Source organism: Janibacter sp. CoH_79_TC_3, assembly GCF_058197955.1.
In genome coordinates this window covers 475,217-499,947 of sequence record NZ_JBXWIV010000001.1, presented here as the reverse complement: position 1 = coordinate 499,947, position 24,731 = coordinate 475,217, and the positions used below count along the sequence as shown (strand labels likewise).

The following is a 24,731-nucleotide window of genomic DNA, read 5'->3' as shown; positions in this document are numbered from 1 at the left end:
AAGGACTGAGCCCTGTTAAGTACAAAGCTCAGTCCTTGATGCAAACTTAAACTGTCTAAGTTTAGGGGGTCAGTTCATCATGATGGCTAGGGGTTTTTGCATTTATGGGTGAAAGTGGCTTACTTAGAATTAAAACATCATAAATTGTTATATCGCTTATCTCCATTGACGCATTCATTAAACTATGACTAAATGAGAGAGGAATTAATCATTATAATTTTAAGCCTGATACCAATTTTAAATAAGTTTAGAACCGTCAGCTTTAGCCGTACAAGGAGTGTACTATGTCCACCATGATTACTGATCGTACCTACCGTATTGACCGTGAAAATACCCAAGCGATGATTATCGATATCCAAGAACGCTTGACGCCGCATATTTATGACCATGAAAATATCATCAAAAAAACAGTCACTCTAATCAAAAGTCTGCAAGCGCTTGGTATCCCTATTATGCTCAATGAGCAGTATAAAAAGGGACTTGGTGAGACTTTGCCTGAAATACGTGATGTGCTAGAAAGTGACAATACCAAAAGCTTTGAGAAAGTGACGTTTAGTGCTTGCGACAATGATGATTCATGGAATCATTTAGCACAGCAGAATCGAAGCATTGTTCTATTATTCGGAGTGGAAGCTCATGTTTGCGTGCTACAAACGGCACTGGATTTACTCGATAATGGCATGCAGCCGGTCATTATTGGAGATGCCGTTGGCTCGCGTTTTCCGTACGATAAAAAGCAAGCGATTCGCCGTATCCGCCGCGCTGGAGGTGTGATTACCACGGTTGAAACCATTCTGTTTGAGCTGTGCCGCAGTAGTAAAGACCCTGCATTTAAAACCATTAGTAATTTGATTAAGTAGCTCAATTAAGCAGATTGATTGGTAATAAAACGTTTCTTTAATGGTTAATAACAAAAGATAGCGCTTTGATAGTTAGCCGCTATCTTTGTTAAATACTAAATTTTTCGCTTTGAAATAAGGCTCTTAAACAACGTTTGAAGTTGGTTTAACAGTAGCTTTAATCGCTGGCTTATCCTTTATTCTTAACACTAAAAGGGTGGCTAAAGCGACGGCAATAATCAGTACCCAACCAGTCGGTGTCCAACTGCCAGTCAGTCCTTTCACGCCTTGCATCAGCAACACCACGATGACGCCTCCGAGATTGCCCATCATCATCAGCATGGCAACTGCTTTGGCCGCTTGTGAGGCGTGCACGGTGTCTTCAGCGGCGGCAATCAGTAGCGGATAACCTGCTAGCAAGAAAAATCCCAGTACAAAACTCAGCAATAATGTTGAGGTTCCTGTCGTTAAGTACAGTAAAGGATAGGTTGCACTCGCACCAACCAGCGTTGCCAATATTAAAAATATCCGCCGTTTTTGCAGATAATCAGATAATAGCGGAATCAGTAGCGCCCCTAAAATACCGCCGACGATCAGCATCGCGGTAATTATGCCTGCCGTCGCCTCATCAATACCGCGCGGCGCAAGAATAGGCGCAATCCAGTTACTCAGCCCATTAAAATAACCCATCGCAATAAACACTGCCAATGAGATAAACCATAGCCGTTTATTTTTCAATAGCGATTCGATTTCGTGCAGTGAGATAGCGCTATCTTGTTGTTTGGGTTTTTCAACGACGACTAACAAAAATCCTACTACTGCCACCGCCGTAATAACGACATTGATAAGTAGCATGCCAGAGAAGCCAAACGCCTCGATTAATGGAGCAGGGGCAAAAGCGCCAAGGGCGGTCGCCAAAAACATCCCACCCATAATAACGCCCGTTACCGTGGCGATTTGCGATTTATCAAACCAATCCGAGGTTACTTGATTGATAGCATTGGTAATATACGGCTGAGCGATGGCGATCAGTAATTGCCCTGCAAACACTGTCCAATAATGATCAGCGCCTAACCAGCGTATTATTGAGCCTATCAGCATAAGCAACGCCGCTAAGCTGACAATTTTTTTATAGCCAATATTATCAAGTACCTTGCCAGAGTGGATGGCGAGTAGCACAAAAATAATAGGGAACATCAACGTTAATAAATTGGCAAAAAACTCATTCACGCCAAAATGCGCTTCGGTACTAATTACGATGGTCGCAAAGGTCAGCCATAAAAACTGATTGACCCCAAGTAAAAGAGAGAAGCCGGCGATAATCAGCCATTTATTGGGTGGCTTTTGCTTGGAAATCATTGAACTCGCAGTTAATGAATTGGCACGCGTTGCAGCGTCAGTGGTGAGTGGCATCGACATATCCTTGTCTGGTGCAGGTTATTATCCATTATTTTATGCATAACCTTGTCCATAGTCTTATGCATTGCCTGTTGCCCTATTATGAGCATTAGTCGAATCTTAAACAATATAAAATTAGATATTTGCCTTTATTGATGGCTTTAGAAAAACTTACATTCTTACCAGCGTGAGAAAATGTCTATTATAATAAGCGCTTTCGTATAAAGATTAGAGTTAGACAAAGCGCTAACCATTTACCATTCAAACTAGAGAAAGCCATGCCATTAGAAACCATGTCATCAAAATCGATGCCCTCGAAAGCTACGTTATCAACAACCATGCCATCGACTAAGCAAAAGCTATTAACCAATCCAAAGCTTACTGCAAATATCGATATTGATGACGTGACGCATTTTTTACTAGAGCTGGATGCGCTTAAACGTGTCAATCGACGTAGCTATGTGACGGGTACGAATCGTTTAGAAAACTCTGCTGAGCATTCTTGGCATTTAGCGATGGCATGTTGGTCAATCGCTGAGTTGTTTGAACTGGATATCAATCATGAAAAATTGCTAAAAATGGCATTGATACATGATTTGGGCGAGATTGATGCGGGTGATACTTTTTTATACGCCGATACACGTGGTGATGCACACGTTGAAGAACGTACCGGTATTGCTCGATTGCAAAGCGAGCGCGGTAATGGGATTACTGATTTAAGTGAGGTTTGGGAGGAGCAGGAAACAGGTAATAGTAAAGAGAGCCAACTGCTTAGAGTGGTTGATCGTTTATTACCGTTTTTGCTTAATCTGAACACCAACGGAAAAACGTGGATTGATGCTAACGTTACGCGCTCTCAAGTAGCTGGCGCACATGGCTTTATTAAAGACAGCTTTCCGAGTATCCATGAGTGGCTAGCAAAACAGATTGACTATGCAACTAAGCAAGGATGGTTGGTTGATAAGTAAATTGATACCGAATTTGGTTGCTAGACTTTTCATTTAATAGCGTTGTCGTTTGATCGCGTCACCTCGTTACTGATTCGCAATGGTTGACGCCGTCTAAAGCCTTTATATTGAACAGTGGGGTCAGTAATAACAGAGAGGCTACATGCACTTATTTAAAAACTATAAAACATTGTGCAAATCGCTAGCCTTTGTCAGCATGCTGGGATTAGCGCAAATGGCGCAAGCGCTTGCTCCTGTCAGCGATGGTGATAAATTGGCACACGATGCAAAAAAGCAGATCGGTATCACGGTGAGCTATGACCCTACTTATCGTAAGCTGGAATTTCCGCGTGGCGATGTAGCAATAGAGACCGGCGTCTGTACCGATGTGATTATTCGCGCTTATCGTTTGCAAAATGTAGATTTGCAGCAGTTGGTCAATCATGACATGAAGTCAAATTGGTCTGCCTATCCGAAAATATGGGGCTTAAAGTCAACGGATAAAAATATCGATCATCGCCGTGTGCCCAATCTTGAGGTATTTTTTGCGCGGCATGGGCAGTCGTTATCTACGACTGATAAAGACAGCTTTCAAGTCGGAGATATTGTAACGTGGCGTTTGCCCAATGGTAATTTGCCGCATATAGGTATCGTATCAGACAAAGCAGCTGCTGATGGTACGCCGTTGATTATTCATAATATCGGCCGTGGTACGCAAGAAGAAAATATCCTTTATGCCTATCCTATACACAAGCACTTTCGTTATTAGCCACTTTCCTTATTAGCCGCTATCTTACGACGAAATCATAACTCCCATTAAAAAGCCCAATTAAGCATGAAGATTCATACTTAATTGGGCTCATGTTTTTATCGTTAAACAGATGGTTTATTTAGAGTTAGCAACACCCAATAACTGTCCCATTTGTACTACACTATTGGCTTGCATGTTATCTTGCCAATCGGCTTTTGCGCCCTTTGGTAGTATTACAATCGCGGTCGAGCCTAAATAAAAGCGTCCAAGCTCATTGCCCTTCTCAAAGCTCATATGATGATCCGCTTCTTGAATTTCCTCAGTGCGACTGATTTTGCCAGTCGCTACCGTTTCAATACCAGCTACAATCATCGCCCCAACCATCACAACTGCCGCCTTGCCATATTCTGTATCAAATAAACAGACCAAACGCTCGTTACGGGCAAACAAATCAGGCACGTTTGCCGCCGTGGTATTATTGACGGAAAATAGCGTACCCGGTACATAACGGGTTTTTGTTAAGGTGCCAGCAAATGGCATATGCACGCGGTGATAATTGCTCGGTGCTAGATAAACGGTCGCAAAGCTACCATCCGCAAAATAGCTACCATCTTCGCTATTGGCCAGTAATTGTCCAACGTCATAGTCACGGCCTTTGGCTTGCAGCAATTTATGGTCGCGAATTTGCCCCAATTGTGAAATAACGCCATCAGCAGGACTGACAATACCGTTTGCGCTGCTATCTATGATACGGGCGTCGTCTTTTAGCTCACGGGTAAAAAAGTCATTAAAGCTTTCATAAGCATTAAAACTTTGGCGCTCGTATTCATCTAAGCTGACATTGTAAGCTTTGGCAAAACTGCGGATAAAGGTGCGCTTAACGTAAGGATGGCGGCTGGCAGCCAAACGTCCAGCGACTTTACTTAACTGCTGCTGCGGCACGAATTGTTGAAGGGTGGCAAATAAATTCATAATAAGGCTACCAAAATAGGGTTTGATGTAATAATTAATTAGGCAAGTTAATGGCTGTATTTTATCATGGTCAGGGTATGATTGTATGGCCATAAACTGTAAGCTATTTATACATAAGGAAGGCCGTAAATGAGAGCGCTGATACAAAGAGTGCGCCGTGCTAGTGTCACTGTCGATGCGCACTGCGTTGGTGAGATTGAGCATGGCCTATTGGCCTATATTGGCTTAGGTCATGATGATAATCTGCAAAGTGCGCAGCGTATGATTGATAAAATCATTACTTATCGCATTTTTGATAATGATGATGACCCTGCTAAGTTTGGTAAATTGGATAAAAATGTTCAGCAAGTAGAGGGTGGTTTATTACTGGTCTCACAATTTACCTTGATGGCGAAAACCGATAAAGGTCGCCGTCCTGACTTTGGCGAAGCGATGGCACCCGATGCCGCGCAAGTATTATTTGAGCAATTGGTAAATTATGCCAAGACTCAACATCCTAATGTGGCGACTGGTGAGTTTGGCGCTGATATGCAAGTGTCCAGTATCAATGATGGACCGTTAAATTTCATATTGGAAGTTTAAAGGTTTAACGTTTTAGAATCTTGATTTTTACAAGCTGAATATTTTAGAAGCTAAAGTTTTCACACTAAAGTCTTAAAGGCTAAAAACTTAAAAGCTAGCTATCAGGTTTTTGCAAAAGTGGATAAGGGTTGACCGCGCTGCCATTGATATAAATCCCGTAATGGACGTGCGGCGGCGTACCTTTGGCATTACCACTGTCGCCGACATAACCGATGATATCGCCGGCATTGACCCAGTCGTTCGGGCTAATATCGGCATAATCTTCTAGATGCGCATAATAATGTCCTGCGCCGCCTGGTCCAATGATGAACACCACGCGACCGCTTAACGTATTTTCGCCAACTTTACTGACGATGCCTGGTGTCGTTGCCTGCATCGGCGTGCCCCGCGCGGCAAATATATCGATGCTTTCATGAGAGCGACCTTGGCTGCGGGCGCCGCCCCACGTATCGGCTAGATGCTGTTCTGGTAATGGCGAGGGAAGGCTGTTTTCTGTGGGTAATTCTTGTTGTAATAAACTGAGATGTTGCCATTTTGCCAGTACAAACGATTGAGTTTGCTGACTGATACTCGGTAAGAGCTTGTCGAATACAAATAATAGTAGCAATAATACAGCTGCCTTGATTAATACGCTTAGTACACGGCGTAAAAAGGTTGGTTTTGAATTTGGCTGCGGGTTATTGCCATCTGCTAGCATCGATATCTCTTTAGTTTTTTGAATGAACGCTAATAGGTATTATATAAGCGAAGCTCTCCATTCTTTGTATGCCATTGTTATATCTGCTTTTTATCCCCATAAATATAACGTTGTTTTCGAAAATCACGTAGCTTTTAAATTTACATAGCTTTTAAATTCACATAGCTTTTAAATTCACTTAAAACACAAATGTTGCTACCTATGGCTAAATCTTTATGACTGACACTGCGCTGATTATTGATACCGAAACCGATCAAGGTCGTGATCCGCGTCCGATTCAAGTGGCGACTATTAATGTAGCGACGGGATTTGAGTGGATGAAATACTTTAATAGTGGGCGCTCGATATCGCCAGTCGTCATTAGAATCCATGGTATCACCGATGATGATGTCGCTGGTCTTGAGCGCTTTGAGTTAGATGCGTTTGAGCTGCCGCAGTATTTGATTGGGCATAATGTGCGCTTTGACTGGCGGGTGATTGGCAGTCCCTCTACTAAACTAATATGTACGGTGCGGCTGGCGCGTGTGGCTTTTCCAGAGTGGAGCGCCTATGGTCAGTCCAAATGTATCGAGCAGTTATTAGGTAAAGGAGAAGCAAGGAGAATGACGATTGCCGCTCATGATGCGCTCGGTGATGCACGCATGTGTTATCTGCTTTATCAGGCGTGCTGCGAGCGCTTGGAAATTGCATCGACGGATTTTGCTGCTGCCCATGCTATCGCCAATAAAGCCAATCCAGTGAGCAAAATGCCCTTTGGTAAACATAAGGGCATGCCGATTAAAGACGTGCCAATTAGCTACGTAAAATGGATGCTAGGTAACATCCATAATATACAGCCGTCGCTCTATTCTGCTTTAACCAAGCGTGTCAAAGCAGAACAAGCAGCGAAAAATACGCAAGACTAAATAGAATTGCACTTGAATGGATTAACTAAACAGAACTTATTGTTGCTTAGCTAGCCAATCCACTGCCATTTGCCAAAGCTGCGGGGCTTTAGCGTTGGTTCTGCTACTAAAATAGCGCATATGACCGATACTGTTTAAGCCAAACTCTTTTGGCTCAAAAAAGTGTTTTTCGACTGGCATTTTGCTAAAGACACGAATCATATCATCGATATTTTTGCTATTAGCAATCTCATCATCGCTAAAGCCGAGCCACAATGCTGGCATGTCAATTTCATCATAAAAATGAGTATGAATACTTTTGCCAAAAGCGGTTTTAATATAGCCTGCGCCATTGCACCACTCGCGCCATTGACGAGTGACGCCGCGTGGTAGTGGCTCGCCCATACCGATTTTATCCGCTGGCGTATAACCAAACGTTAAGTTAGTGAGCGGAATAAAGGCATCCATAAAACCCATCGCTTTGAGCTTATAAGGCATGGTCATATTTTTAATTTGCCCTGATGAGCATGCGACATTAAATACCGAAGTAAGCGCCTTATAATTTGGCATCAAACCTATCAGCTGTCCGCCAGCGCTATGACCAATCAAATGGTAAGTGGCATCGGCAAATTCATCTTGCAAGGCATCAAGGACGGCTGGCATGTCGTGGCGACCCCAACTGATTAAAGAGGCGTCACATTTCGCCAAATCAGAGGAAAGCGATTCGCCGATGCCTTCATTATCAAAGGTTAGTACACCAAAGCCACTTGCTGCTAGATAAGTGGCAAAATTGTGATAAAACTGGCGTTTGATACCGGTCGCTGGCGCGATCATGAGCGCTGCTTTTACCTCATCTTTAGGGCGATAAACGGTCGCTGCCAATGCCCGATTGCGCTCAGTCATGATGCTTAGGGCATAAATATCTGTTTGATTGTGCGGATTTTCCATGGTTTTACCTTAATGTATTTTTGTCGTCTTTTATGGGTAAGTACTTTTTTATAATTCAGTGCTTTGGGTAAATAAAAACCCTTGATATGCGCTGAGGGTTTAATAATCAGTGTTAAGCATGTCATCATTAAGCTGCGATTAATTTAATATATGGCATAACTCTGTGATAACCGCATGATGACCGAGTTACAGCGCCGCTTATGGTAAAATAAATCTTAGGTGAGAAAGGTAGGCGAAAATGACTTCTAAGTTCTATAAGCAGGTTCTATAGACAAGTTCTATGCAGTTTATTTTGAGCGCTATTTCCAAAAAAATATTAATCAGTATTTATTTTGACCAATCAACACACATCAACAAACCAACACGCATGAATAAACGTGTTTTAATAGCTAGGTATTCAATAGCACATTATTTAATAAAGATGTATTTAAGAAAAAATCGCTATAAAAACTAAGGAAGCTATATGCAAATGAAAATTAACAATGACACTTATGAAGTCATTACCAGTCAAGATATTACAAATATTGAAAAAGCGGTGGATAAATCAGTGCTAACGATGCCGTTGGTAGCGGTTTATTGTGGTTCGCGTTTGGGTAATAATGAAGTCTACGAGCAGGCAGCGCGTGAGCTTGGTCGTGAGCTCGCCGATAATGGCATGGGTTTGGTCTACGGCGGCGCGAGCATCGGACTGATGGGCGCAGTCGCCGATGAGGTCATCCAAGGCGGCGCGCAAGCGGTCGGTGTGATTCCAACCTTTATGCTCAAGCACGAGATTGCCCATGAGCAGCTGACGCGTCTGCATTTGACCGATACCATGCATACCCGTAAAACGGTGATGGCAGAGTATGCCGATGCCTTTATTACCTTGCCGGGTGGGCTTGGAACATTAGAAGAAATCATGGAAATCGCCACGTGGCGTCAGTTATATCAGCACGAAAAACCAATGATTATTCTGAATATCAATGGTTTTTATGATCGTATGATTGAGCATTTAAAATATACCGCTGACCAAGGATTTATGAAACAACAAGACCTTGAGCGCCTAGTGGTATGTAATACGATTAATGAAGCGATTGACCTATTAAAAACCGTCGTAAAAATAGACGATGCAGTCAATACCGAAAAAATGGCCGGTAATTAAGCGAACTAAGCGCTAATATATACTGTCTTTACATAAAAAAGGAGAGAAGGGCTTATCGTTAGCCTTGCTCTCCTTTTTTTGCTTTGATTTTATCGATGAAGCAAATTAAAAGTAACAAACTCTAATAAGTATCTGATGGAAATAAAAGCCGCCATTCATTACCTTTTATTAGCGTTTAATTATCTTACTCCATTTCATCAATACCATGATTCACGCCCGCCATTGCTAATGGGAAGCCGCGTTGTTGCGCCAAATGACGCGCAACTTTATCAATCGCTACGCTATCGTTTTGTGCCAAATACGCCCATTCATGTGCATAACGCTGACGGTTTTCTATTGCGTCGTTATCAACCAAACCAAGTTCAGTCAATTCATCGACGATTTGATCAGCAGCAATCAGCGTCGATGAGGCTTTGACGTTTTCTGCCCGTGCATAGCGAATATTGGAATACAAGCTCACATCAGCCACCCGCAAAGTATCGTCTTGACCAGGAATTTGCTGCCCACCATATAGTGCGTTACCGACCGTACGCGCGCTATGGAAGGTCGGCACAAACTCAGCGACATAGTCAATCGCTTGCTGGCTACGTGCTTGCAGCGGTGCTTTATCCCAGCCATCTTCGATATAGTGCAGGTATTGCGACGGCAATTCAGGTTGCGCGCTGTCTTTATTAGAGGCTACCAAACCATCATCAAATAAGGTGATAAATTTGCTCATGCCATGTATTTGAAAATAGCCCCCGGGATAAGGCGTTAGCTGCGCCATGCCTTCAGGGGTTCCGCGCTCGCCATAAACGATAATCTCTGGTATTTGTCCGCCAGTGTCATTCCAGTGGGTAATATAAGAGGACTTAAACTCGACCATGCGTGTGACTTTGACGCCGACCATATCGTCGATGACGCCAGTACGAAAACCACAAGCGTTGATTAAGTAATCTACTTCGATAGATTCAGTTTTAGTTTTAAAGTCAGTTTCAAGCTCGTTTTCAAAGCTCGCCGCTTGTTGATAATCAATACGCCATTTAGTGACATGGTGGTCAGCGTTTGAGCAGTTTTCACAGTCGACAGGCATGACTTGCTTAACCTGCGTATCGGTAAAGACATGCGCATGCTCATAGCCTTCTAAAGCCAATTGCGCAGAAGCCGCTAAGCGGAAAATATTCCAGCCATATTCTTGCACGACAATCAGCGGAAATTTAACCTTATTTAAATCCAAGTACTTAGCGACTGGTATCATCCATTCGTCAACCGTACGCGGTACTGCGACTTGTTCACGCTCAGATAAGGCAATTAATTGTTCATGGCTGTAGAGCTGATAATAATTTTCAAGCTCGCCGAGTACTTTATTATTGGCATCTTGGGCGATAAGCTCACGATAAGCAGCGGTCAAGATATCAAGGCGTGGTAGCAAATCTTCAGGCAAGCCCTCATCGCGCGTTGGGACGGCAAATACCGTTGGGCGCACATCGATGGTATAAGGATAAAGGCGCAAAATATCGATACATTGCTTGAGCAGGGCGACGCAATCTTCGTCAGGGATTTCGCGGTATAGATTGCCGCCCGCATGCAAGTGACACATCGGTGGACCATCGATAAGCGAGGTATTTTTTTCAAATACATAAGTCTCAAGCCCTAATGCTGCGAGGCGAATCGCAATCGTTGCCCCCGCTGTACCGCCACCGAGAATACCAACCCGTTTGGTGGTAGGTGCTTGATTGTTCGTAACAGAATGAGTCATTGTCGTTGTTATATCCTTAATCGCATTCCTATTATCAGTCATCAGGAATGGCTCGGCGTCTTTGTTAAATAATTCGTTTGTCAGTTTCTAAGCTTCTTGATTTCTAAGTTCTTAACTCTTATATCTGCCACGCTTATATTTTAAATAGCGTGTTTTTTTCTAATGCAAGACTACCGATATGTGTGCAACGGCTACTAAGTTCAATATTCATCTTAAGCCGCCATAGTCACGTTTACAGCCACATTTATTATTGTGTAGTAATTCTTAATTTCAATCGACTATTCTACGAATAAACTACCAATAATGGCATGGCGAATACGTAAGTAGATGCATGAGTTTTGTCAATGAATAGCAAGGAGAGGGATGACTGCAGCACAAAATCAGAGAGTGAATTTTATTTAATTTGTAATATTTATGCGCTTTTGTAAATTTATATAATGATAGAAAAGACTGACTTTATGTCTATGCTATATTAAAAACGCTTGTAGTCAGCCTTAAGCTATTTTATACATTAAGGTTTAGACCTACAGACGACAAAAAGAAATCTAAAGAATTTTCCACTATTAACAAGGAAGTTATTATGAAACACATACTTATGTTATCTGTCATTTCTGGTGCATTAGCGCTTAGCGGTTGTTCTACTTTTAACAACATGTTTGGCAATGACGATTCAGGCATGCATGATGTGCAAGCGACCACTAAAAATACTGCCCCAGTCGTCAGTAAGAATGGCATGTTGGTTGATGCAAGCAACCATATGACCCTTTATACTTTTGATAAAGATGCTATGAATAAGTCAGAATGTGGCTCTGCCTGTCTGCTCGCTTGGCCAGCATTTTTGGCGCCAAGTAATGCTAAAGCGTCAGGGCAGTTTGCCGCCTTTAAACGCGAAGATGGCAAATATCAGTGGGCGATGAATGGTAAGCCGTTATATTTTTATGCCAATGACACCAAGGTTGGTGATAAAGATGGTGATAACAAACTTGGCGTTTGGCATATCGTAAAAACCAAATAACTTTTGAATTTGCTAAAAATAATTTTTCCATAACAAAAATAAGTTTTCCATAAAAAGGCAGCCAGTGTGGCTGCTTTTTTTTGGTGATTTGTACAGTTTTTTGACATCGTATAATGTCTTCAAGACGAGCTTAAGGCGCGGTCTTATCATAGAAGCTACTTGCATCAAGCGGCAAAAACCGTTAAAATCGCGGTTTAATTTTCCCGCTGGGGAAAGGCTAAGTGAGCAGCGGTGTGGTGTTGGGTGCTGGAATAAGCCAGTGACGCAGTTGCCAGACCAGAAGATGTCCTTAGTGCCTCAGTTACGTATGTTAGTGTGATTAATAGTCAAAAACGCCATTAATCAAAAGCGCTGTACATACATCGGACATAGAGAGTTTATTATGCGTAAAGATATCCATCCTAATTACCAAGAAGTTTTGTTCCATGACACTAACGCTGACGTGTTCTTTTTAACTCGTTCAACTGTTAAAACCAAAACCACTCGTGAATACGAAGGTACAGAATATCCATACTACCCACTTGATATCTCAAGTGCGTCGCATCCATTCTATACTGGCGAACAACGCAAAACGTCTACTGAAGGTCGTGTTGCAAGCTTCAACAAACGCTTTGGTGCGTTTGGTGGCCGTAAGAAAGCTGCTGATACTGACGCTGCAGAATAATTCACACCTATTGCGTGATATTATTCTGAGTATGTGTTTTCTCAAACATGCACAGCTATAGTATTAAGAACATAAAAAAACCGCTGACTATTCAGCGGTTTTTTTTGTTTAAATTTTAACGTTAAGTAATAGAAAGCCAATTTTTATAAAATCAGGTTTTACTATACTTAGAAACTTCATTTAGTAGAAGATAAATCTAATAATTCGACAATCAGCTCTACCAACTGCTGGGCCCAATAGCCATACATAAGGCTACTTGGGTGAAAGCCATCACTGGCAAACATCACTCTGATATCGATTGGTGTGCCATTAGAATGTTCGTCTATCATGCGGGCAAAGTCGGTTGCCATGTAGGTGACACCATCGTGAGCAGCACAGACTTGCTGCAAGGTATTATCAAGGATAGAGGCTTTGGCACCGACAAAGTTATTCAACGGTGCAGGTATCGCCGGCATCTGCGCCATTGGTGGTAAGCTTAAAAAAATCAGCTCACGCACGCCAAATTTTCGTTGTACGATAGTAATAATATTTTCGATTTGCTGTTGCCATTTGTCTACAGAAACACTCGATGTCGTATCATTGACGCCAACACTCAGTATCATCACATCGATAGGTAAGTTTGGCGCTGGCATAACATATAGCCTGCGTAAAATATCAAAACTGGTGTGCCCCGTTGTTGCTTGTAATGACCAGTTCAATACTGAAAAATGAGTATTGATAGCGGGTTGCTGCGTCAAGATAGGAATCAAGTTACCAACGAGCGCTTCTTGCTGCGTCTCACTACCAACTCCAGCCGCTGCCGAATCACCAACGACCATCAGGTTTAGCATTGGCTGCGTATGCTCTTTTGGAGTATCCATAGTGCTGTTTAACTGAACCTGACCGTGCCTCTCGCCATTTGGCTCAGGCAGGCGCACCGTATCACGCTTGATTTTATGCCCTTGATAAAGGTAGACAGGAGCAAGGAACACATCCTTAGCAACAGCGGCTATTTTATTCTGCATTTTTTTAGTAGCTACCATCCTGCTCGCTCCCGAATAGTGGTGAGATTGTCTTCAATGAGTAATTTTCCGTCGATATACACATCGCGTAATAGGTTATCTTCTGGTGCAGGTAAGTCAGCAGCTTTGATGGTTGCTAATAAACCGTTGCTATTTTTTATCAGTGCCAAACGACCTTTTTTTGAGCGTTTTGAGCGGCTGGTCACAGGGTCTTTATAAATGTCAGTCCATACGCCATCGATAGAGATGGCACTGGCTTTCATCGCCCAACTCATGGTATCACGATTGACTTGCTGCAATAATCCGCCACCCATCCCAAAGGTAATATTGTCGGCGCTAAAACCTGCGTTCAAGACCACATCGATGATTTTCCCCAAGCTTTGCGGGCTGATACCATCACCTTGAATAACGCGGACATAATCGGGCAGCACTTTATAGCCTTTACTATTAACTGTCGTACCAAATTTTACTGCCAAGCGCTCTAATGCTTCGCGTACCACTTTAGCTGGATCACCACTATCTGGTCGGATAACTAAAGTCCCGCCCATATTTTTCACATCGTCTTTTAAGCTACCACCCCAAATATTATCAATGGCATTCCATAAGTCGTAGCTGTCAGAGACCACAGAAAAGCTTTTACCTGCGCCGCCAAACTGTTCAATCATATTGGCAAAGGCGGCCGTTTCACCGTCGCGTCCCCATGCCGTCATGGTGCTATGCTCAGCGGCAGGAATAGAAAACGCTGGCATATCTTTATCCATTTGATACCAGCGACTGGCAGCGACCAAAGCCGTCATCGAATCGGTACCGGCAAAATTGACCAAGTGCGCAAGACTACCGAGGGCAACCGACTCTTGGCTTGATGCACCGCGTGAGCCGAAATCATGCAAACGAAAGGTCAGCGACTCTGTATTGTCGGCAGATTTATCTAACGCTTGACGGATAATACCTTTGCAATAGTGCGAGACACTAGCGACCGTTGACGGATACCAAATCGCCCGCAGTAGCGCTGTTTCTATATAGCTTGGTAACCAATAAAACTCAGGGTCAGTATTGATAATTTGGCATACGACATTCGATACCGGTACGATGCTGCCCTCAGGAATTGCTTCGATACGTAGTGGCAGATAGCCGCCATGCTTATCGACAAGCAGCTCCCAACCGGCACGGTTAAAGGTCAAGCCATGCGCTTGAATGAGCATTTCGGCTTCATCAATATCTTGATGGGTAATCGGAGTGCTTAGGTATTCTTTAATAAAGGCTTGTAGTCCAAAAAATACCACATCATAGTCGCCTTTACGTGCCTCGATATAGCTCGACAGATACTCACTACCTTTTGGATATTGCACCCAATGAGAGGTCTTATAGCTGTCGCTATTTAAGATTAAATTGTTTAAATTACTGGTATACATCACAGAACTCCTCTGCTTTTAGATGCCGCAGCTGTTTTTTAAATAACCGTTGCGGCGGTGAGCCATTGCCGTCTATCGGCGCTGGCGTGAAAAATTTTCAATAAAAATTGAATAGTTAAATAGTAACAACCTATAAACCAACCATTTTGGTGATAATCGCATAATGGTCTTCGAACATCATGGTGGCATCAAGCTCAGCCAAGGGTAACCAAAACGCTGTGGCTGCATCATCGCCGCCTTTTACCTTGGGCAAACCTTTTGGGTCATTTTTCAACTGAAAGTAAAAGGCTTGGGTAATCGTACGCCCACGTGCCGAGCGATAGGGATCATCAAAGGTATGCTGACTATGACAAGAGCCGCGTAGTACCGGTTCAGGCACTTTAAGGCGAGTTTCTTCGCGTAGCTCGCGAATACAGGCATCAAAAAGGGTTTCTTTTGGATTCAAAAAGCCACCCGGTAATGCCCAGAGTCCGCGTCCTGGCATACTACGGCGCTCAACCAATAAAATATGCCCTGATTGTACGACTAGCGCATCAGCGGTCATGAAGGTTGGTGGGTAAGGAGCGGACTCCCATTGTCTTTTATATTTATCGACGAAATCGGCTTCTTCATGCAGGTTTTGATAAATATCAGTCTTTTTAAAGTCATTGAGGACGTTGCGGGTTGATTCAGGGGTGCGCTCAGGCGTTGGTGTGGCACCCATTAGGTAACTGTCTCGAATAGGAGTGGCGGATAGATTGTGATAATTGGGCACAGAAACCGACGCCCAATTCGGGAATAGCGACAAATAATACGAAGAGCTGTCTTTTGAATGACCAATTAGCCCAATGTCAGTTTGCAAGTCGCCGGTGACGGATTTGACGCCTGCTTGCACATATTGAAGCCAGCGCGTGTCATTGTAAAGTGCATCATCAAGCCCAACGCAGTGAATACGTGCTGCTTCTGCTGGCGAGTAGGCATTCTTTATCATCGTCGCGCGCTCATCGACGCTAAATGGATTACGCAAACTACGTGGTAAATTGGCAGAACCGATCAGCATAATGACGTTATCTGCTCGTTTTAACGCTTCATCGACCACTGCTTTATGACCACAATGAAACGGCTGGAAACGACCGATAAATACCAGATAACGATAGTGTTTGTTTTTATCTGCATTCTGCTCTGATGAATCACTCATATACGCCACTTTCCTACTGCTCATATTTCATTGGTTAAAAAAGTAATGCCGCCAATACTGACACAGCATAGGAGTTACTGACAAGTGTAAAGATGTTTAAGGGTGTATCATCATTGGCTATTTATCTGTATTCAAGTTTGTTCAGACAAAGAAGTATACGACTCTTTTAATTGGCATGCTTATCAATCCACGCGGCGACTGTTGGCCAAATCTCTTTGGCGGCAGGGCGGCTATTCAGGATACGACTATGACTATAATCGTCTAAGTCGCCATTACTGAGTGAGTATTCGCGAAAAACGTTCGTAGAATTATCAAAGTCATTAAAAAGCGACTGACAACCTTTAGTGGGCGAGATAAATTTGTCGCCCTTGGCGCTGATGGCATAAGTGGGTACGCTAATGGTTGGCATATACTGTTGATAATCCAAATAATTATTGCTTTCGACGCCAGTCATTTTTTTCTGCTGATTATGCTTATCAAAAGCACTTTCTTTGACACCATTGACATCTATATCACTTTGCTTAATAAAATGACTGTGAAAGTTTTTACGCAAGTTCCATTCGTACCATTGGCTCATGGTGTGATGGCTTTCGTTGATGGGGCCCATATTGAGTTTTTTGGCAGGTATATAGCCGAATATACGCGTAAATAGTTTAGCGGCTATAATTTTAAAATAGTTTTTCGGGGTTACTATCGCGCCGTAAACTTGGCAGGCAAACATACTGACGCTATTAATTTTATCGATATAATGTGGATTTTGAATGAGAAACATAGTTAAGCAAGCACCGCCGCCGCTGTGAGTGACACAGTGTAAATGAGTAAGAGTTAATTCGTTCAATAAATAATCAAAGGTAGCGGCAAAATCATAGGTTGCGACGGTTTCAAAGTTAAATTTGTCTTTTGGTATTGAGCTTGCCCCATGCCCGCGCCATTCCATGATATAGCAATGATGACCAAGTCCCGCTAAGTATTCAGCGATTCTTAAGCAGGTTTTTTTATCCGAAAAAGTGCCATGAGTTAAGAAAATATTTTGCCCTTTATTAGTAGTATCCTCAGAGAATTGATGGGTTTTTTCGCTATCGAATATCTCCCAAACAGCGATTTTTACATTATCTTTGGTCGTCACTAACTTGAGATTCTCAGTCATCATAAAAATATTCTCTTAAACTCAGGTAATGCTTATTAATGTATAAATATAGCGATGGATAGGTTATAGCATAATGCAAGAATCTACGCTCATGAATCTATGACGTGCGCTTTATCATCATCGTATAGACAAAAAAACTGCCCGTAATGAATTCAATCATGGGCAGTTTTTTTATGTTTCAACTAATTAAGAGTAGGGTCTAATTAAGAGTAGAGGCTAAGCGTCTTTACTAAATTCATTAAATGAAGCAATGGCTTCGGCGGCGTACATCATTGACGGACCGCCACCCATATAGACACACATGCCCAAGGTTTCAGCGACTTCTTGTTCTGTTGCACCAAGCTGTACCAAGGCTTTGGTATGAAAACCAATACAGGCATCGCAACGTGAGCCAACCGCTAAAGCGAGGGCAATAAGCTCTTTGGTCTTTTTATCCAGAACCCCATCAGCCGTTGCTGCTGCACCGAGCTGCGAGAAGGCTTTAGTGGTTTCAGGGATGTGCTTGTGTAATTTTGCCATATTGGTCGAGACGTGTTTGGTTATGTCTTTAAATGATTTGCTCATGGAATGCTCCTCGTTAAGAAAAAATAAAACGCTGATAGATTTAAAATGTGATTTATTGAATGTGAGTTTGAAGCAAACGTAGTTTTAGATGAAAGCAGCTACATTTGCTTGAACATCTAATTCAATAGAAGATAAGCAATTAAAGGTATTTGTTATATTTAATTATAATATATAAAATTATATATTAAATCAATATGCTTATTCGGTTTGATTGCTCCAGAATTGAACTGATGCGTTCATTACATTATGATTTTGACAATTCGCCTATTGTTTTTGCTTACCAAGCCCAAGCGTATTGATTGTGCCCATAGAGCGCAAAACGCTGCTTATCATTAAATAAGCGCTATAAACTTGATAAGTTAACTTATGGTCTTAATATAGAACGAACAGTAAAGGTAAATGAGTGAAATTGAGTTATAAGTAGGGCAGGCTGAAGTGAAGTGAATAGTTGCTCCTAATAACTGATATCAATAGCAGTGTGAACCATTACTATTTACTAAGGATATTTAAAGCGCAGTAGCACGGTCGGAATTATGCCTTAAGTGCGCTATAATAGAGCCAATAACGGCCAATAGATAAAACCGTCATTAAGGTTAAAGCAATAAAACGATAAGCCAAAATGATGGATAATTTCATTTATCCCAACCTCACATGACATTGACGACACAGTAGACGTGACCAATATAACGCTTGTGTCATAACACATAGGAAGCATTATGAGTGAACACAATCCAACTGATACTCAAGTAGAACCCGCTGCCGATTACGAATCAGCGCTCGATACTGAGCAAACGCAAGCCAAAAGTAACATCACCATCACTGAAGCCGCTCAAGGTTATTTGGCAGATTTACTAGCGAAACAAGATACCGATGGTATCGGCGTGCGTATTTTCGTTGAACATCCAGGTACGCCACGTGCCGAGTGCTGCATGGCTTACAATCAGCCGGGCGAAGAAGACAGCGCTGATTTAAAATTTACCTATGATAATTTTTCGGCCTTTATCGAGGCGGCGTCAGTCCCTTATTTAGAAGATGCGGTGATTGATTATAATAAAGACCGCTTTGGTGGTCAGCTGACGTTCCGTGCGCCAAACTCGAAAGTGCCAAAGGTCGGTGCCGATGCGAGTGTCGAAGAGCGTATCAACTATGTGTTGCAGTCTGAAATTAACCCAAGCTTGGCCGCTCATGGCGGTGATGTACAGCTGCTTGAGTTGATTGATGAAGAAGGCATTGGTCTGACTGCCGTATTAAAATTTGGTGGCGGTTGCCAAGGCTGTTCAGCAGTTGATATGACCTTACGTCAAGGCGTTGAAGTGCAGCTGAAACAGCAAATACCAGAGCTGACGCAAGTGATTGATGAGACCGATCATACTCGTACAGAAAACGCTTATTACAAATAAAGGCTAAATCATTGTTATAACTTTGATGAGTATACTGATTGTTTTGTCGCTTGTGCACATTTGTCATTAAGAGATGAAAAATTTGCTATTCTTTTCATAAAGAAGTTGAGTTATGATTAACTCAGCTTTTTTTATGCCTATCGTTTAGCGATAGCTTTTTTAATCATCACATATTTTTTGATAGCGAATAAATATATAGGAGCGCAACATGAGTGACGGACAACCAGCTAAGCAAAATAATCAACGCCTTGAGACCTTGGCGATTCATGCTGGATATATTGTAGAGCCGACCACAAAAGCGGTCGCTGTACCCATTTATCATACCAGCTCGTATGCGTTTGATAATACCCAGCATGGCGCAGATTTGTTCGATCTAAAAGTCGCTGGCAACATTTATACTCGTATCATGAACCCGACCAATGCGGTCTTAGAAGAGCGCGTTGCTGCACTTGAGGGCGGTATCGGTGCGCTTGCTGTTGCTTCTGGTATGGCTGCTATCACTTATGCGATTCAAACCATTTGTGAAGCGGGCGATAATATCGTTGCGGTATCGACGCTATATGGTGGCACTTATAATTTATTTGCCCATGCTTTGCCGCGCCAAGGTATCGAAGTGCGCTTTTTCGATCATAAAAATCCTGAAGCGATTCGTGATTTAATTGATGATAAAACCAAGATGGTCTTTGCGGAAAGTATCGGTAATCCACTGGGCAACATCATTGATATCCAAGCACTCAGTGATATCGCGCATGAATATGGCGTGCCAGTGGTGATTGATAGTACGGTTGCGACTCCTGCGCTCTGCCGTCCATTTGAGTTTGGCGCTGATATCGTCATTCATTCATTAACTAAGTACATGAGCGGTACGGGCACCTCTATTGGTGGGGCGATTGTTGATAGCGGAACTTTCCCTTGGGGCGATTATCCTGAGCGTTTCCCACTATTAAACACCCCAGATGAAAGCTATCATGGCGTAAACTTTGTCAAGGACGTTGGCGCAGCAGCCTTTATTGCTCGTGCTCGCGTGGCACCGCTGCGTAATACGGGCGCCGCACTCAGCCCACTCAATGCCTTTAGTATTTTACAGGGCTTGCAGACACTGGGTTTACGTATGGAGCGTCATGTTCAAAACGCCCAAGCCGTGGCAGAATATCTGCGCGACCATGATAAAGTTGCTTGGGTAAAATACGCGGGTTTATCAGACCATCCTGAGCATGAACTTGCCAAAAAATACATGAAAGGGACGCCATCAGCGATTTTAACTTTTGGAGTAAAAGGTGGACTTGAAGCAGGCGCGCGCTTTATCGATGCACTGCAACTGATTACGCGTTTGGTCAATATCGGTGATGCAAAATCGTTGGCGTGTCACCCAGCGACCACTACCCATCGTCAGCTTAACGAGCAAGAGCTTGAAAATGCTGGCGTCAGTACGGATATGGTTCGTCTATCGATTGGTATTGAGCACATCGAAGATATTAAAGCCGATTTAGAGCAAGCGCTAGCAGCTGCTTAATAAAGTAATAGTTTTCTTATATTTCGTTGGTATTATCAATCCAAACGAAAAAGCCCATATCTGAGTATATGGGCTTTTTTTATAAGCAATTTATGCTGCAAAATTGATCTAAGACATTTAGATGGTTAAACAGTTAGTACGCGGCGTGAGATGTCTTGATACTCTTGCGATGCTAGGCGTGGACCAAACTGCTGAATCACTTGCGCGGCTATTTCGCTGGCAAGTCGCCCGCATTCGGGCAAGCTGTAGTGCTGCGATAAAGCGTATAAAAACGCGCCAGAATAGTTGTCACCGGCGCCATTGGTATCAATGACATTGGCAACGGCTGGCGTCGGAATCTCATGAATCTCAATCTCTGACTCATCATTTGGCTTATGAGCGATGATGGCACCATTTGGTCCATCGGTGACGACCGCCGTTTGGCAATGCTCAAGTAAGGCACGCGCCGCTGCCTTATGTCGCTTTTTATCGGTGAATAGTTTTGCTTCTTCACTATTACAAAATATCACCGCGACTTTATTGCCGAGCATATTTATCAGACCGTCTTTAGCAAATTTCACCACCGCTGGGTCGGCAAAACTCACCGCAATTTTTGCGCCATTAATGCCGGCTTGTTGGCGTAATTGTGTCATCGCTGGTTGAATACCTTCGGACATCGCCAGATAACCTTCTAAGTATAGCCAACCTGCTTTGCTTAGTGCCTCAAAGTCGACGTTATCAGCAGTAATATCGCTTGAAGTACCAAGGAAGGTTTGCATGGTACGTTCACCATCTTCGGTCACTGCCACCACGCATGAGCCGGTCACGCCGCCTGCATGGATTGACTGAGGTGAAGTGGCAACGCCCGCTTCGTGTAAGTCCTTTAGGTAAAACTCGCCTTGCTTATCATCGCCGACGCGGCAGGCATAAAAAGGTTTGCCGCCCAAACTTGCAAAGGCATACATTGCATTGGCCGCTGAGCCACCGCCCGCTTGTTTTGATGGCGCAATCTCTGCTAGCTTAAAATACGCTAATAACTGCTGCTGCTCTTCAATTCCTGCTAGTGTCATATTGCCTTTGGTCAGGTCAGTTTCTTCTAGCGCTGCATCCGACAGCAGATATTCGTGGTCAACCAAGGCATTGCCTATCGCCATCACATCGTACATTATTTATCTCTCCTCAATGAATTTATCAATGCTTAATTTATTCGTGCTTAGCTTATTTTTTATAACTAAAAACTATTCTGCTTGCAGCTCAAGTAGGCGCTGATAAAGCGCATTCTTTTTAACGCCGGTAATATCAGCAGCTAAGGCAGCGGCTTTTTTAACCGATAAATCTTCTAACAAGCGCTGTAATAAGGTATCGTGAATACTGATATCGTCATCATCCTGCGCTACGTTCACCCCAGCGACGACCACGACGATTTCACCGCGTTGCTGATTGTCATCGGCTTTGACAAATTCAACCAATTCGCCAAGGGTGCTTTTATGCACGGTCTCAAAGGTTTTGGTCAATTCACGGCAGAACGTCACTTCGCGCTCCGTACCAAAAATAGCAGCCATATCTTCTAAACTGGCAATAATGCGGTGCGGCGCTTCATAAAATATCAAGGTTTCAGTACGTGAGTTGAGAGCCGTTAATTGTTTTTGGCGACCATGGGTTTTGGCCGGTAAAAAGCCAATAAAGCTAAAGCGGTCTGAGGGCAATCCTGCGACAGACAGTGCGGCGATGGCAGCAGAGGCACCAATAATAGGGGAGACGCGAACACCAGCGGCATGAGCGGCTTGCACCAACTGGTAACCGGGGTCACTAATCAGCGGCGTGCCAGCATCACTAATCAGGGCAACCGAATGACCTTGCTGAATCATTTCAATGATTTTTGGGGTTTGAATGGCACTATTATGTTCATGATACGCCCAAAGTTTATTATAACCTTTTTGTTTAGCAGCGCTATCAGACTCGTTTTCGGCAGCATTTTTATTATCGTATGCCGTTACTTCTTCGGTATCTTCATCCTTATTGCCTTTGGTGTTAATGCCAAAATGTGATAAAAGTTTGCCTGAGGTGCGGGTGTCTTCACAGGCAATGATAGCAACTTGCTTTAAAATATCGATTGCGTGCGGTGTCATGTCGCTTAAATTACCAATAGGCGTGGCAACGATATAAAGACAAGCTGGCATCGCGGTAGGGCTAGACATGAAAACCTCTGAGTATTAAGTATTGAGTGTTAAGAAAGAGCATTAAAAACGAATATTAAAAGCGATTATTAAAACGCGAAAGTGGTTAGTTTAGCATGATGTGCTATGATAATTCTCAAATGTTCAGCTGAACCATAGATATGATAATAAAGAGAAATGATAGTAAAGGGACGTGATGGCAAATGACAAACCTTTAAGCCTTACTTCACCGACACAGCGTCAAGGCAGCCGTTTTGAGCAGCAAGCGTGTGAGTTTTTAGAAGCGCAAGGTTTACTATTGATTACTCAAAATTGGCAGCAGCCAAAAGTTGGTGAGCTTGACTTAATCATGATCGAAAAAGGGCGGGCGTGGTCGACGCTGGTATTTATTGAAGTGCGGCAGCGGCAGCGTTCAGGATTTGGTGACGCGGCACTTAGCGTGACGAAAAATAAGCAACATAAAATTATCAAAGCGGCGCGCTATTTTTTGCAGCAGCATCCTGAATATAATGAGTATGAGTGTCGGTTTGATGTAATTGCCTATGATACCAATACTAATGCCAATAAAAATAAGACCAATGACATTAAAGAAATACTGCCAGAAAATATTCAGCCAGAATGGTTACAGGGCGCTTTTATTGCCTCAGCTTGGTAATAGATTTATTTAGATTTAATGTTTTTAAAATTAAGTGGATTTGAACGTTAAGCCCGATAACTCAGTTAAAAAATAAATAAGCACATCAAGCTATCGTTGCCAAAAGCCTAAGCGCCTCAGGTAAATATTCAGTAAAGTAGCGGCATTACAAATAGTTAATTTAATCATATTCTTATTATTACCATTATTAACTACCGGCATAATTAATCATTGTTATTATCAAGCGTGACACTTTTAATCATTAGTTAATCACTACATTATGTTCTAAGAGGTAAATCATGACACGAATGCATTTGCGCACTGCTATTTTGGGTTCATCATGCCGTAAGGCTATTGGTGTTATGCTATTGACGAGTATCGTCGTCACAGGTTGTACCACCAATTATTTGACCAATAGCACAGAAGGAACGTATGGCGTACCGATGACAGAGCGCACCATTCCGCAGCGCCTGCTCGACCGTAGTATCGAGCATACGGTCAAGATTAACGTCTATGGTCTGCAAGAAAATTTACAGCAAATCAGCCGCATGAGCATTGATAGTTTTAATAGTGAAGTGCTGCTCACAGGCGAGGTGCCAACGGAAGCCGTTAAAGCAGAAATAGAAAAAGTCGTTGGCTCCATGCCAGACGTCCGTCATGTCTACAATGAGCTTAACGTTAGCGCCTCAAGGGGCTATAGCTCAACCGTCCACGATGGTTATATTAGCTCTAAATTACTGGCAAAAGTAGCCTCTAGTAATGGCGTCAAAGCCTCACAGATTAAAGCGGTCACCAATGATGGCGTGGTTTATATTATGGGCCGTATGACACCGACGCAGCAAAGCCACCTGATTGATATTGCCAATAATACCGTCGGCATCACAGAGTTAGTGCTGCTGACCACCGTCGTTGATGATAGAGGGGTAAAGCTAGGCGATGACGATATTATGTATGAAGATAATTTAGCCAATCCTACCAGAGGTCCAGCGGTTAATAGTAGGGCAATGCCTGAAGTCACAACTCCGGTCGCGGTAGATACAACCATCAGTGCTACGCCGATTATCGTCGACGAAGATGGTACGCCCATCAATCAGCCGTCATCGAGTCCTTATATCGACCTTTATCAAAATCCTTAACTGGCTATTTTGCTG

Annotated in this window: 24 protein-coding genes; 12 read left to right on the top strand and 12 right to left on the bottom strand. The window is 43.0% G+C overall.

Going from position 1 to position 24,731, the window contains the following annotated elements; translation table 11 throughout:
- Window positions 1-284 precede the first annotated feature (284 nt).
- Complete coding sequence (locus AC2FA3_RS02180) at window positions 285-860, top strand: isochorismatase family protein (protein WP_490508101.1); 576 nt, start codon at window positions 285-287, stop codon at window positions 858-860.
- 123 nt (window positions 861-983) lie between these two features.
- Here AC2FA3_RS02180 and AC2FA3_RS02175 read toward each other — a convergent pair whose 3' ends face one another.
- Complete coding sequence (locus tag AC2FA3_RS02175; RefSeq protein ID WP_490508100.1) at window positions 984-2,252, bottom strand: MFS transporter; 1,269 nt, start codon at window positions 2,250-2,252, stop codon at window positions 984-986.
- 263 nt (window positions 2,253-2,515) lie between these two features.
- On the opposite strand from AC2FA3_RS02175, the gene AC2FA3_RS02170 reads away from it, so the two are divergent.
- Together AC2FA3_RS02170 and AC2FA3_RS02165 are read left to right on the top strand one after the other, a co-directional pair.
- Window positions 2,516-3,205, top strand: a complete 690-nt coding sequence (locus AC2FA3_RS02170) for an HD domain-containing protein (protein ID WP_265088412.1) — start codon at window positions 2,516-2,518, stop codon at window positions 3,203-3,205.
- 142 nt (window positions 3,206-3,347) lie between these two features.
- Entirely contained in the window at window positions 3,348-3,953 is a 606-nt protein-coding gene (locus tag AC2FA3_RS02165; RefSeq protein ID WP_490508099.1) for a DUF1287 domain-containing protein, read from the top strand.
- A 117-nt stretch (window positions 3,954-4,070) separates the two neighbouring features.
- On the opposite strand, the gene asd is transcribed toward AC2FA3_RS02165, so the two are convergent.
- Window positions 4,071-5,000, bottom strand: coding sequence for an archaetidylserine decarboxylase (gene asd, locus AC2FA3_RS02160; protein ID WP_490508098.1), 930 nt, complete (start codon window positions 4,998-5,000; stop codon window positions 4,071-4,073).
- Window positions 5,001-5,036: 36 nt separating this feature from the next.
- Here asd and dtd point away from each other — a divergent pair, with 36 nt between their 5' ends.
- Window positions 5,037-5,489, top strand: coding sequence for a D-aminoacyl-tRNA deacylase (gene dtd, locus AC2FA3_RS02155; RefSeq protein ID WP_490508097.1), 453 nt, complete (start codon window positions 5,037-5,039; stop codon window positions 5,487-5,489).
- Between the two features lie 94 nt (window positions 5,490-5,583).
- Here the strand turns inward: dtd and AC2FA3_RS02150 are convergent, their stop codons facing one another.
- Window positions 5,584-6,186 carry a M23 family metallopeptidase gene (locus tag AC2FA3_RS02150; protein ID WP_490508096.1) on the bottom strand — a complete coding sequence of 201 codons (603 nt, stop codon included), beginning with the start codon at window positions 6,184-6,186 and terminating at the stop codon, window positions 5,584-5,586.
- Window positions 6,187-6,401: 215 nt separating this feature from the next.
- On the opposite strand from AC2FA3_RS02150, the gene AC2FA3_RS02145 reads away from it, so the two are divergent.
- Window positions 6,402-7,091 carry a 3'-5' exonuclease gene (locus tag AC2FA3_RS02145; RefSeq protein WP_490508095.1) on the top strand — a complete coding sequence of 230 codons (690 nt, stop codon included), beginning with the start codon at window positions 6,402-6,404 and terminating at the stop codon, window positions 7,089-7,091.
- A 36-nt stretch (window positions 7,092-7,127) separates the two neighbouring features.
- Here the strand turns inward: AC2FA3_RS02145 and AC2FA3_RS02140 are convergent, their stop codons facing one another.
- Window positions 7,128-8,018 carry an alpha/beta hydrolase family protein gene (locus AC2FA3_RS02140; RefSeq protein ID WP_490508094.1) on the bottom strand — a complete coding sequence of 297 codons (891 nt, stop codon included), beginning with the start codon at window positions 8,016-8,018 and terminating at the stop codon, window positions 7,128-7,130.
- A 463-nt stretch (window positions 8,019-8,481) separates the two neighbouring features.
- Between AC2FA3_RS02140 and AC2FA3_RS02135 the strand changes: the two genes are divergently transcribed.
- Complete coding sequence (locus AC2FA3_RS02135) at window positions 8,482-9,159, top strand: LOG family protein (protein WP_490508093.1); 678 nt, start codon at window positions 8,482-8,484, stop codon at window positions 9,157-9,159.
- Window positions 9,160-9,343: 184 nt separating this feature from the next.
- Here AC2FA3_RS02135 and AC2FA3_RS02130 read toward each other — a convergent pair whose 3' ends face one another.
- The gene (locus tag AC2FA3_RS02130; RefSeq protein ID WP_490508092.1) at window positions 9,344-10,897 is read right to left on the bottom strand and encodes a hypothetical protein; all 1,554 of its coding nucleotides are present in this window, start codon (window positions 10,895-10,897) and stop codon (window positions 9,344-9,346) included.
- A 580-nt stretch (window positions 10,898-11,477) separates the two neighbouring features.
- Between AC2FA3_RS02130 and AC2FA3_RS02125 the strand changes: the two genes are divergently transcribed.
- A complete protein-coding gene (locus tag AC2FA3_RS02125) occupies window positions 11,478-11,912 on the top strand; it encodes a hypothetical protein (RefSeq protein WP_201546508.1) in 435 nt (144 codons plus the stop codon).
- A 382-nt stretch (window positions 11,913-12,294) separates the two neighbouring features.
- Window positions 12,295-12,576: a type B 50S ribosomal protein L31 gene (locus tag AC2FA3_RS02120; RefSeq protein ID WP_201546507.1), complete on the top strand. Its 282-nt coding sequence runs from the start codon at window positions 12,295-12,297 to the stop codon at window positions 12,574-12,576.
- Window positions 12,577-12,752: 176 nt separating this feature from the next.
- Here AC2FA3_RS02120 and AC2FA3_RS02115 read toward each other — a convergent pair whose 3' ends face one another.
- The 5 genes from AC2FA3_RS02115 to AC2FA3_RS02095 all read right to left on the bottom strand — a co-directional run bounded on the left by AC2FA3_RS02115 (window position 12,753) and on the right by AC2FA3_RS02095 (window position 17,877).
- Window positions 12,753-13,598, bottom strand: coding sequence for an SGNH/GDSL hydrolase family protein (locus tag AC2FA3_RS02115; protein WP_490508091.1), 846 nt, complete (start codon window positions 13,596-13,598; stop codon window positions 12,753-12,755).
- A complete protein-coding gene (locus AC2FA3_RS02110; protein WP_490508090.1) occupies window positions 13,592-14,989 on the bottom strand; it encodes a nicotinate phosphoribosyltransferase in 1,398 nt (465 codons plus the stop codon). The genes AC2FA3_RS02115 and AC2FA3_RS02110 overlap by 7 nt, the downstream gene beginning before the upstream one ends.
- Before the next feature lie 130 nt (window positions 14,990-15,119).
- Window positions 15,120-16,166, bottom strand: coding sequence for a bifunctional nicotinamide-nucleotide adenylyltransferase/Nudix hydroxylase (locus AC2FA3_RS02105; RefSeq protein WP_490508089.1), 1,047 nt, complete (start codon window positions 16,164-16,166; stop codon window positions 15,120-15,122).
- Window positions 16,167-16,332: 166 nt separating this feature from the next.
- Window positions 16,333-17,316: an alpha/beta fold hydrolase gene (locus AC2FA3_RS02100; RefSeq protein WP_490508088.1), complete on the bottom strand. Its 984-nt coding sequence runs from the start codon at window positions 17,314-17,316 to the stop codon at window positions 16,333-16,335.
- A gap of 213 nt (window positions 17,317-17,529) precedes the next feature.
- Entirely contained in the window at window positions 17,530-17,877 is a 348-nt protein-coding gene (locus AC2FA3_RS02095) for a carboxymuconolactone decarboxylase family protein (protein WP_149491051.1), read from the bottom strand.
- 716 nt (window positions 17,878-18,593) lie between these two features.
- Here AC2FA3_RS02095 and nfuA point away from each other — a divergent pair.
- The gene (gene nfuA / locus AC2FA3_RS02090; protein WP_490508087.1) at window positions 18,594-19,277 is read left to right on the top strand and encodes a Fe-S biogenesis protein NfuA; all 684 of its coding nucleotides are present in this window, start codon (window positions 18,594-18,596) and stop codon (window positions 19,275-19,277) included.
- A gap of 208 nt (window positions 19,278-19,485) precedes the next feature.
- Complete coding sequence (locus tag AC2FA3_RS02085) at window positions 19,486-20,790, top strand: O-acetylhomoserine aminocarboxypropyltransferase/cysteine synthase family protein (RefSeq protein WP_490508086.1); 1,305 nt, start codon at window positions 19,486-19,488, stop codon at window positions 20,788-20,790.
- Between the two features lie 125 nt (window positions 20,791-20,915).
- Here AC2FA3_RS02085 and AC2FA3_RS02080 read toward each other — a convergent pair whose 3' ends face one another.
- Together AC2FA3_RS02080 and rsmI are read right to left on the bottom strand one after the other, a co-directional pair.
- Complete coding sequence (locus AC2FA3_RS02080; protein WP_490508085.1) at window positions 20,916-21,935, bottom strand: adenosine kinase; 1,020 nt, start codon at window positions 21,933-21,935, stop codon at window positions 20,916-20,918.
- A gap of 72 nt (window positions 21,936-22,007) precedes the next feature.
- Window positions 22,008-22,967 carry a 16S rRNA (cytidine(1402)-2'-O)-methyltransferase gene (rsmI, locus tag AC2FA3_RS02075; protein WP_490508084.1) on the bottom strand — a complete coding sequence of 320 codons (960 nt, stop codon included), beginning with the start codon at window positions 22,965-22,967 and terminating at the stop codon, window positions 22,008-22,010.
- A gap of 175 nt (window positions 22,968-23,142) precedes the next feature.
- Here rsmI and AC2FA3_RS02070 point away from each other — a divergent pair, with 175 nt between their 5' ends.
- Both AC2FA3_RS02070 and AC2FA3_RS02065 read left to right on the top strand, forming a co-directional pair.
- A complete protein-coding gene (locus tag AC2FA3_RS02070) occupies window positions 23,143-23,601 on the top strand; it encodes a YraN family protein (RefSeq protein ID WP_490508083.1) in 459 nt (152 codons plus the stop codon).
- 278 nt (window positions 23,602-23,879) lie between these two features.
- The gene (locus tag AC2FA3_RS02065) at window positions 23,880-24,716 is read left to right on the top strand and encodes a BON domain-containing protein (protein WP_490508082.1); all 837 of its coding nucleotides are present in this window, start codon (window positions 23,880-23,882) and stop codon (window positions 24,714-24,716) included.
- Window positions 24,717-24,731 lie beyond the last annotated feature (15 nt).